Source organism: Nitrososphaera sp. AFS (assembly GCF_009898475.1).
GTDB lineage: Archaea > Thermoproteota > Nitrososphaeria > Nitrososphaerales > Nitrososphaeraceae > Nitrosopolaris.
In genome coordinates this window covers 1-8495 of the sequence record NZ_QURE01000115.1, presented here as the reverse complement: position 1 = coordinate 8495, position 8495 = coordinate 1, and the positions used below count along the sequence as shown (strand labels likewise).

Here is an 8495-nt window from a genome sequence, read left to right as displayed (position 1 = left end):
TCCATCGTCTGCAAATTGATAATATTTTGATATTGCATTTATTACTGTTGCATTATTCCATACATCTCCATATTTTGCTGCAAACCAATTAGGTGACTTGATTCCGTGACTTTCTAAGCACTGTTTAGAACCGCCTATCTGATAATTTAGAGCACTAGAAGATATATTGTTCAAATCAATTGGAGTCATACCCTTAGATTCAATGTCCTGTCCATCTTGTTGTAGTGCTAATATTTGGTTCCAATTCAGATGATATCGTGGATCTCGATCATTAGCATAACTGCATGTAATGAAAAAGCTCGCTTTAAATCCATACTGATCTAGAATTGGTTTAGCTATTGTAAATTGGCTCTTTTTAGTATCTCCAAATGTAAGGATTATAATCTTGTCGGTTTTGTTGCCTGTATTAATATTAGAATTACTACTGACAGTTTTATCTATTGTTGATCTTGAGTCTGTACCAGAAATACTATGATGGTGGAGGTGTTGACTCTTTCCTCCGGCCTTATGTTTAAAGGTATCATGAACACCAAGTTTGTGGCTACTGGCCAATAATAAGATAGGATTACGAGAAAGGCCACTGACAGAAATTGAGACCAAGAGGACCAGAAAAGTAAAACCAATAAAACTACTGATTTGAGTACTGTTAATTCTGGCCAACTACGATGTCCTCACTACAAGGCTCATGACCCTTTTGTAGATATATTATATGAACGTATTCTACTTTTCATATTTAGTGAGTCTTAGGAGTAAGGGTTTGAGGGTATGAGGTATATGTGCAACGATAGTTGTTCCAGTCCAAATAAGGCCGAGTCGAGTATCAGTTAGGACATATATGAATTATCTTCTAGTATTAAATGTATTCATAGGAAAAAACTTAAGTATCTCTGGCAAGTAAGTATCTTCTAGCTGATGATCAAGAGTACATCCCTCATAACAATTCTACTAGGACTTGCTTTAACTATTATGGTGCCTTATATTTCTGAAATTTCTTTTGAGCAAAAGGCCTACGCATCTCCTATAGATGGGCAGAATGGGTTGAACGGTAATGCGGACTCCACTAGCTCAGCTAAGGGAGGAACTGGTGGCTTGAATAATTCTCCTAATTTTGAAAGTACCATTAATGGGAATGGGGGTAGTGGCGGCACTGCAGTTCAGGAAAGTACAGCCAATGGAGCAACTGGTGGATCTTCTAATACTGGTAATTCTGGCGCTTCGATAAACGGGAATGGGGGTAGTGGCGGTACTGCAACTAGCGGCAGCTCATCAAATGGCGGAACTGGTGGCTCTAACAACTCACAGAATTTCGGTACTTCGGTTAATGGTAACGGAGGTAATGGGGGCACTGCCATTAGCGGTGGCACCTCTGATGGCGGAGCTGGTGGCAGCACAAATTTTGATAATATCCGAAATTCAGTTAATGGTAACGGAGGTAATGGGGGCACTTCAATTCAAGGCTCAGCCAATGGTGGGGCAGGTGGTAACCTAAACTCTGATAATTCAGATAATTCAGTTAATGGTAACGGAGGTAGTGGCGGTTTTGCTATACGAGGCTCAGCCAACGGCGGTAATGGAGCCACTTGCAGTGGAACTAATTGTGGTAACGGAGGTAATGGTGGTCTTGCGATAAACGGAGGCACTGCTAACGGTCAGGACGGCACAAAAAACAGCAATGGAACCAATGGCGGTATTGCGACAGGTTCAGGCAGTAACGCTAACGAAGGAGGTGTAGCGTTGAATGGTGGTCATACACATTCAGGTTGTAACGTAGCAATAGGGACCAAGTGTTTCAACCTACATGTAAGATAAAATCAATTCGTTGAGAGAAAACTTGTAATAGTGGAACCAGCAGAACTGGTTCTTTTTTCAACGTTTATCCAAGATCATAAAACCATATATAGTTGCATTTCTAATCGTGACTAATGAAACCATTGTACAAAAATATAATTCGCGGCGTTGGCTTGATAGCAGTAATCTCCGTCCTAAGCTTAACGATTACGCATAAGAGTGTTCAAGCGCAGCCGCAAGCTTCAACAGGTCAAAATATGACAGCTGCTGAACTTAAAAGAGATCCCGGTGACTTGTTATTGAATGATAAAGGTACTCCAGCGCAGGAGTTAAAAAAAGATCCCGGTGACTTATTGCTAAATATTACCGCTGATGAACTTAAAAGAGATCCCGGCGACATGTTAATAAAGGATAAGGATACTCCTGCGCAGGAATTAAAAAGAGATCCCGGTGACGCGATATTAACTGGACCTAAGTGATTTACTGAAGGGTATTGGATATAATTCCATACCCTTTTTTCAAAAAAAATCCTTCCACCAAGAGCACTGTATATAATAGGTTTCTTCTTCTTCTCCTCGGTTCCAATAGCAAGTCAAATCACGCGATTATCAATATCCATTCCACTAAATAAGATGGCAGATCACGTAAGACAGCAGCTAAATGGGACGCAAAAACATGAGAAGAATTGAAATAGCCGACACAATTTTAGAACAGAAGAAAATCGATTCACACCTCCAATCAGTACGAGAATTCCTCCAATCAGTACGAGAATTCGGATAAAGAGTTGGAGAAGTATGGTTTATCCGTGGAGTTCATACATAATCATGTTTCAGTTCTACTAAGGATTAATCAAATGGTATGAGCCACATATACCTCCATCATAAAAATTCTCAAAGACTTGGGCCGGATAAAATCAGTTGGATGAAGAGAAAGGATATTGAAGAACAATCGCGGATGTAAAGAAATAATTCCTTTATTAACAAAATCACTAGTTTAGGAATTGAATCTTCAGAATTAGCAGCATTTCACGCTGCTCTTATGAAGGGCCATACGGAAAATATATCCTACGACAGAGCTCCTTTGCTTTTGAAGCTGGAGGATGCAGGTTTCAGAACTCGCATCATTCGTTCATGCCCGTTGTTATTCGACATATGTACTGTAACACTTTAATAGTGTAGTCACACTCTCTATAGGAGAATGGCAGCTGTGAAAAATTTTTATTATGACATGCTAAAAAAGAAGATACAATTTGAACAGGAGCACATTATCTCTTCTGAAAGAAATTTTTTGATGTGTAAATCATGCTTCTGGTGTGCATCATTCCTTAATAGCACCGATAGATACCCCCACTCATGTCCGGAATGCATGAATTCTGAATTAGAATCAATGCCAATATCCTTTGATGAAACATACACATTCGATTATGATCCATTGCAAGGAGTTTCATTAGAATTTTCGAAACAATAATTATTATCATTAAAATTTTGGTACATTAAAAAATACCATCTGGACTAAAAATTCTATATAGCAAACTGTTATATTCAAAATTGAGCATGTATTACCGGCAAACTTAAAATTGGAAGCAATTGTTACATCTTATTCAGAGTAAATTGCAGATGACAGCGTTGCATTGGCAATGAAGCATATTTTCTCTCAACTTGAAATCTATTACTTGGATATCGCGGATCGTTTGAAACAATAGTTATACGACAAGAAATATGACTTCGATTCTCTTCTTCAATCCAACGCGGGATCTGTTGCTAGTAAACTAGGAATTGAGGAATATGTTGCCAAAATCATAATCGCAGCTGCAAAAAGGAAAGCAACACTATAATTTCTAAATCCAAGTTCCTGGTCGCTCTTCCATCACCTCATGCTTGGTGGATCTAACGTGATCGCTTGCAGATTCCATGCTATCAAATTCTCTTTTGCAAGGAATACAATGATAAGAGATCTTCACGCTAAATGAGCGTATTCTAAACTTAAAAAGAGTTTGGTTCGGAATTATATAAGAATTCCTTAATAAATAATACATGCTTCTGATGTGCGCGATTCCTTTATAGGATTATTCAAGAATCTTCAAAAAAAGGTCATCGTGTATACAATAATCTATAAAACCCTAATGTGAAAATGACGAGAGACGCAGTTTTTGGAGCTAAGTATGATTGAAGAATTTTCGTTATTCCTTTTCATCTCAATTCTTCCAAATAGCCGGTATTATGATTTACAACCTAAAGCGTTTTGGAAAGCTTGGGTTGCATGAATGAGTAGCAAGGCATAATCCGTGCGATGTTGGTGGTGTAATTGCACTTTTACTTGGACTTGTTTAGTAAACGACTGAGTTCAATGGAAGTACCGCTGATTTAATCTTGAGATAGAAATTGCAACCCCCATTTGGAGGGACAATAAGGGATGTGTGGACACCTTTTGCAAGTCTCATGCTTTTTAATCAACCGTATCAATTGTTCGACGCCTTTTATAGGAGTAAGCACAGTCCAAGACGTATACTCTAGTGGAATCAGCGGAAGTAGCGGCTTAAAATTAGCGGTAAAAGTACCAATTACTAGTCAATGGTCAAGTGTTAGCCAATAACTTTCATTTTATTCCGTCCAGGCGAGACATGAAACTTATAATACCAAAATAGTGCACCTGTCATAATTATGAAATCTGTGACATAGAATATATTCCAAAACAGTAAATTGTGCAGATGACCTTTCACGTAATCAATTACGTATGCCTCATCTGCAACAGCATTAATTAATAGAGAGAGAGATAAAATGATCCATGGAATAGATTGTAAATCATCCTTTCGTATGCTAATCAATATTATCATTGAGGGAAGAAACAACATTAAATCTAAAATTGGATAGGCAACAGTAACCACAAAAGCTGTATAATCATCTATTACAAAAGATCGTGTTGAATTAGACAGGTCAAGTGCAATGTAGGTGATAAACAACATTGAAAGTATAGAAGTTATAATGATAGTCACAAATTTGATCCTACTTCGAATGAGCTTAAGCACAGTAAACAAATGCGCCGCAAGGAATAGATATCCTATAAACCACAAAAAATCTGTAGCAGATACACGTACTTCTTCTTCTATACCCAATACAAAATAGTAATAGGCAAGGGTCAGGTCAGCGGCGAACCAAGAAATGATACCTAGTGTTAATAGTAGATATGATCTACCATGGGCTCCGTGGATGCCATAAAGACAGACTACTATTATGCCTAGACACGAAGCGACAGCTGCTGTTACATTTAGTATCACATATGTAACCGATGGTTTGTTGTGTGAATTTGAGAAAATTATTACTGAATTGGCAGCTATAATTGCAAAAATAATTGCACAAATGAAGTATCCTAATATCTTCCTATCGTATATTTGATTTTCTCTTGCCAGATCAAATCAATTTTCAGATAATCTTTTAGTGTATAAACATTTCTCTATGATCAACTTTCCTAGCGATGACTGTAGAGGCAAACTCCTATTGACAGTGTATGTGAAGAAGGCATTTGCACAACATGGTCTCAATAAACGAGGCCTGTGTGGGTCTTGAACAAGCTTTTGGTTTTAACCGAAAAGACGCATTTTGGAAAAAGGACAAATCGTAAAGACACATTTTGCTCTAAAATGTGAAGCACTTGTGCCAATATTACTCCCAACGAGTACAAGTGATGACGACACATTTGTCCACAATGTGAGGCATCAAGCATTAGCTGCTATGCTACGGGGAGGACAAAAGAACAAACCCATAAAGAGACTTGAAGGCAACTGTTCACAACACAAGAAGAATAATAGTGGCAGAATTAAATCAGAATTAGTGATATTCATTTCGCATGAGTTCATAGCTGACTATAGAAAGACGGGCTTTATTGGACAGAAGCTTTGACAATTAGATCTTAGGTTTTACCCATACTGCTGCGAATCGTGAACGTATTTTTCCCTGCTTTTCAATGCGGCCCTCATTAATAAAACGCAAGGAATGGCTAGTGGTTTGGCTAGGTATACTCCGATACTTAGTCAAATAAAGTGATATAGTGTGATCCGTATGAGCACTCGTACTAGATATAAAACTGCAGGTAAATTTGCAACTGGCGCTAAACGCTGCCAGGTTTGTAGTATATTCATTAGGCCTGACTCAAGGTTATGTCCGTGTTGTAATTATCCCATGGGAACTGGGCCATGTCTAAGGAGTATTAAAGCCAAGTGGCGGCTAATGCTACTAGGTAGGCCAGAGAATGAGTGAAAAAAATAATGTGGTAGGATAGCAAAGAAAGGGGGGACAGACTGCTACTATAACCTGATGTATAGCCTATGAGCTAGTTATAGCATGTCTGTGTTGGGATTGTTGCCGTTATGGGTATGCCGCAGTTGTAATAATATATTCAGCAGCTAATAAAGGGGGTTTGCCATTTAATGTTGACTTTGCGTGTGAGATATTTTTCTTTGTAAGAAATGCGATGCTTAATTCACATTATCTTCCAAAAATATTTTTTTGAGAACACATATGAGATAAGCGTCTAATGTCCTCTCTTCTCTCACACTTGGGCTTCAGAAAATATTTAAGCATAGATGCTATTTCCTTTTTGATTTTACGCTTGGCATTAAAAACATCTGTAGAACAGGTTCACATAATTCCTCGTTTCTACTTCTTAACCCAATGTCAATATCTTGAAAGTCGTCAAATTGGATGAGGCAATAAAGCAAAATTAAATTTCTAAATTCTAACAACTGATTCAATTTGGTCCAGCACGAGGGATTTTCCTGAGCGTTCTTGATTTCTTTAACATGAGATTGTGAAACCTGCCGGTTCAATCGTACCCAAACAACTGGAGATTAGCTGCAGGGATCATTCCTGTTGACAGGCCAATATGCGACACCTTCAGCAGTTATTCCTATACTACTTTTACTACTGTAGTTATCGCCCTCAATATCGACATGTTGTATCTTGGAAGTATCGACTGCGGTTAGAACTAATTTGACAGGATCGTTTTACAGATAATTTGACTTTTGATAAAGCGAATTGATTGTTTGTTCTTTCGCTTCTTTTGCAAGTCTCGGCTATAAAGGAGGTTATCTATCACGCTTTACTAAGGATAAGTTAACTGTTTGTGCTCAGATGGACCTAGTGATATATTGCCTCGTGCAAAAGCATATCGTAAATTCATTTTCTCTCTTTAGAAGGGTTCTTGATGTATTTCGCATTTGAGGATTATGCGGTATTTATTTCGATACCAGGCAGGCGCCTCTCATGATTCAGAACTATAATCTGAAAGTTCAAATTATTCTTTCAGATTATGGTTGATCTACTTATATAACTTATGATACAATTTCTAGTATGAATTCGCTAGAGTGGGATAAATTAGCGGAGTCGAGAAAGGCGGTTAAAAGCAGTGATGATAAGGATTGTGGAAATTTAGTCGCGGTTTATGGCGACAAAATAGTGATAATAGAGGGTTATATCGTAAAGTCTCACGAATTTATAGTTCCAAATTCGAAAGTTGATCATTTTGATGAAAAAGATGTCTACCTTAATATTTCTCGGGATGATATGATTTCAAACTTTGATTTCTGAGAATATACGGATTGCCTAGTGAATAAGGTCATGACGACAAATCGCTAAAAGTCCGCCAAGTACGTCTTTGAAGAGGTAATACAATGCCGAACCAAATTAATAAGCTAATTTGCCAATATACAATTCTCGTATCTACTTACAAATTGTTGCTCAGACGGGAAGATACATTCGCAGTTTTTTCGTGCTATGGCAGTATTTTTATCGGCTAATTGATGATTGGGACACGAAGAACTGTTTTTAGTGCATTCAGCGATCGTTGCTATAGTATAGAAGAGTTAATTCCATAGTGTGCGTATTGTAGTTAAGATTTGCCAATTAATCTCAGATAAATTTGAATATATTGGAGAATGCATATCATTACACCTAGTAGAGTCATGTCTTTTAGACTCTTTTACTCCAACGATAGATGCTGAACTTGTTTCACCAACTAGAGCGCTTACCAGCTGGTGTTTCTGCCAGTTGCATAGTACTTTAAAACCACTGTTTGCTATTAAGCAAATGTTCAAACAAACAGAAAATTGCTCTCGTTCGCTGGTAGTCATCTTTTGTATATGAGCCGGAATGAAGCGTAAATTTTATTATAAGGGAGAATTAATAGTTAGAATTGGGATATAAGTATGAATGGAAATTCCATCATCCCAATATGCAAACGCTGACAGACATCAACTATATTCTTATTTCAGAGATATCTGGAGTGGGACTTGACTGTACTTTAGAAGCATTTGCACTCGATGATATGCAATTATCCTAGTCAGCTGACACCTGGTAAAATTATATTTTATTCATGTTAGTTTACTCGCATAGCGTTTGTTTGTTACCTAGGCCTGGAGCTCGCAGAGACTCGTCAAAGCTGATTCTGATCTTGTATTCAAAGGGGAAGATTACGCCAACACAGTTCTTGGCTTTGATTATACGTATGAATGGGATGGTTGGTTAAGATCCATAATCAAATGTGCTCAGAATGTAGTGAAACATCCATACCTCTTAAGACATTCTGACATAGTTACTATTTCGATAAGACAAGTGCCTTGGTGCGTATATACACATACACATATGCCATGCTTTAGCTTCTGTTAAACGTATCATCCAAGAATGCTAGCTCCTGCCATGGTTCTTCTTTTTCTT

Annotated in this window: 8 protein-coding genes; 6 read left to right on the top strand and 2 right to left on the bottom strand. The window is 37.8% G+C overall.

The window, feature by feature from the left end:
- On the bottom strand, positions 1-660 hold a 660-nt coding region (locus tag DYY65_RS10410), incomplete at its 3' end, for a polysaccharide deacetylase family protein (protein ID WP_162477897.1).
- A 252-nt stretch (positions 661-912) separates the two neighbouring features.
- Between DYY65_RS10410 and DYY65_RS10405 the strand changes: the two genes are divergently transcribed.
- The 3 genes from DYY65_RS10405 (at position 913) to DYY65_RS10395 (ending at position 3255) form a co-directional block, all read left to right on the top strand.
- The gene (locus DYY65_RS10405; protein WP_162477896.1) at positions 913-1809 is read left to right on the top strand and encodes a hypothetical protein; all 897 of its coding nucleotides are present in this window, start codon (positions 913-915) and stop codon (positions 1807-1809) included.
- A gap of 113 nt (positions 1810-1922) precedes the next feature.
- A complete protein-coding gene (locus DYY65_RS10400; protein ID WP_162477895.1) occupies positions 1923-2267 on the top strand; it encodes a hypothetical protein in 345 nt (114 codons plus the stop codon).
- A gap of 718 nt (positions 2268-2985) precedes the next feature.
- Positions 2986-3255, top strand: coding sequence for a hypothetical protein (locus tag DYY65_RS10395; RefSeq protein WP_162477894.1), 270 nt, complete (start codon positions 2986-2988; stop codon positions 3253-3255).
- A gap of 1114 nt (positions 3256-4369) precedes the next feature.
- On the opposite strand, the gene DYY65_RS10390 is transcribed toward DYY65_RS10395, so the two are convergent.
- Positions 4370-5062 (bottom strand): hypothetical protein, encoded by a 693-nt coding sequence (locus tag DYY65_RS10390; protein WP_162477893.1) that lies wholly within the window; start codon positions 5060-5062, stop codon positions 4370-4372.
- A gap of 322 nt (positions 5063-5384) precedes the next feature.
- Here DYY65_RS10390 and DYY65_RS10385 point away from each other — a divergent pair, with 322 nt between their 5' ends.
- The 3 genes from DYY65_RS10385 (at position 5385) to DYY65_RS10375 (ending at position 8121) form a co-directional block, all read left to right on the top strand.
- Positions 5385-5684, top strand: a complete 300-nt coding sequence (locus DYY65_RS10385; RefSeq protein ID WP_162477892.1) for a hypothetical protein — start codon at positions 5385-5387, stop codon at positions 5682-5684.
- Between the two features lie 1449 nt (positions 5685-7133).
- Complete coding sequence (locus DYY65_RS10380; protein WP_162477891.1) at positions 7134-7370, top strand: hypothetical protein; 237 nt, start codon at positions 7134-7136, stop codon at positions 7368-7370.
- 604 nt (positions 7371-7974) lie between these two features.
- Positions 7975-8121: a hypothetical protein gene (locus DYY65_RS10375; protein WP_162477890.1), complete on the top strand. Its 147-nt coding sequence runs from the start codon at positions 7975-7977 to the stop codon at positions 8119-8121.
- The last annotated feature ends 374 nt before the right edge of the window (positions 8122-8495 follow it).